The sequence below is a fragment of the Mycobacterium sp. genome (assembly GCF_050701675.1).
Taxonomy (GTDB): Bacteria; Actinomycetota; Actinomycetes; order Mycobacteriales; family Mycobacteriaceae; genus Mycobacterium.
Map to the genome: position 1 here is coordinate 1 of NZ_JBOGDD010001036.1, position 1860 is coordinate 1860.

At 67.2% G+C, this 1860-nt stretch carries 1 protein-coding gene and 1 pseudogene; both read left to right on the forward strand.

Annotated features, from left to right (window positions below; translation table 11 throughout):
• Positions 1 to 467 precede the first annotated feature (467 nt).
• Positions 468 to 1586, forward strand: a complete 1119-nt coding sequence (gene ripC / locus ACRDUX_RS31730; protein ID WP_526419965.1) for a peptidoglycan hydrolase RipC — start codon at positions 468 to 470, stop codon at positions 1584 to 1586.
• Positions 1587 to 1595: 9 nt separating this feature from the next.
• Positions 1596 to 1860: pseudogene (locus ACRDUX_RS31735) on the forward strand (methyltransferase type 11); the annotation flags it as partial.

Consider the following 1860-nt stretch of genomic DNA (forward strand, 5'->3'; position numbering starts at 1 on the left):
CCGCTGGCTAAGGCGACCTAGAGCCGTTCTCTGCGCGACTAGTCGCCGGATCGCATCTACTGTGTTGCGACGTACTGCTTTAGTGCGTAGGTTCTTGGTCACGGTTCGGCAACGGAGGTCATGGCCATGGATCCTGCAATGTGCGCGTGTTGTGACGCGATGGCGGCCGCCGCTGCCACGGGCTGCTGCCCGCCGATGGCGATGCCGATGCCACCACCGCCGCCCCCACCGCCGATGTAGACGAAGCCACTCGTAGGCAGTGAGTCTGGGTCGACAGGCCTCGGCGTCGATCGACGTTGTCAACTGGAGGTCATGGGGATGCCGCGGTTCATGCGCGCGTTGATCGCTGCCGCGACAGGAGTAGCCCCGATCTCGATCGGGTCCTCCAACCAGAACGACGGCACCCAGGACTGGCAGATCTGATGCAGAACAACGCGCGACACCGCGTTGGCTTGTGTGCCCTCGCCATGGTGAACGGCGTGACCGCGACATCTCATCGACTCGTTGCCGCCTTGCTGGCGATGCTCATCCTCTCCACCGGGGTCATCGCTGCCGACGTGCAAGCCGACCCCGCCTCCGACGCGCTGGCCCAGCTCAACGAACTGTCGCGCGAGGCCGAGCAGACCACCGAAGCCATGCATTCGGCCCAGCTCAGCCTTGATGCGGCGGTGGCAGCGGAGGACGTGGCCGAGCGAAGGAACGTCGGCGATCTCGCCGTTGCGAAGGTCGCGCAGGGAGAACTCGACACCTATCAGACCGCCGTCGACGAGGTTGCGTCAGCCGAATACATGGGCGGACCCACCGACGGTCTGACTGGCATTCTGACCGCGAACTCGCCGCAACAGCTGATCGATCAACTTGCCGTGCAGAACGCCATGGGCGCTGAGATGGCGACGACGATGCGCCGCTTCCGGGAGGCCCGAGTACGGGCCGATACCGCTCAAAGGGCCTCGGCAGCTTCGGCTTCCGAGGCGCGTACCGCCGCTGAGCACGCCCGCGCCGTCCGCGCCGAATTGCAAGCCAAGCAGAGTCGACTCCGGTCGCAGATCGCCGCGGTCAAGGCCCGATACGACGCCCTGACCCCCGACCAGCAGGCTGCGCTAGCAGCCCTCCCGCCGCCCGTCGATGCACCGGCGCCAGGGCCTGACGTGCTGGCCGGCGGCGAGGTCCTGCCCCCCATCGACGGTCTACCACCGGGTGAGGTCATCGCCCCCGACGCGGTGCCCCCGTTGGGTGGCGGGTCCGGGAACGCGGCCGTCGTCCAAGCGGCCCTGACCCGCATCGGCTCCCCCTACTCATGGGGTGGTTCCGGGCCGAACGCGTTCGACTGCTCGGGTCTGATCATGTGGGCGTTCCAGCAAACCGGCAAGTCGCTGCCGCATTCGAGCCAGTCGCTCGCCACTGGTGGTCAGCCCGTCTCGCGAGACGACCTGCAACCCGGCGACATCGTGACCTTCTATTCCGACGTGTCCCATGCGGGGATCTACATCGGGGACGGAATGATGGTGCACGCCTCGACCTACGGCACCCCGGTTCGCGTAGCGCCCGTGGATTCGTCGCCATTCCACAACGCTCGCCGGTACTAGTCGCCCGCCGTGCGCGCAGTGTTGAAGGCCGCCAGTCGAGCCGTGCCCGCGCAGGGGATCTCCCGCCGGATCGCCGACGCACGCAACTACTGGTCCACATCGTCGGGTGAGGCGTGGCCGTCGGACTCTCACTGGCGCAACGGTCTTGGCGACGAGGCGTGGCTAGAGGTTGGTCGCGACCACCTCAGCATCTTTCACCGGTTCGCCACGGGACTCGACCTCCCGTCCAGTCCCGGTCGGGTGATCGAATGGGGCTGCGGCGGCGGTGCGAACG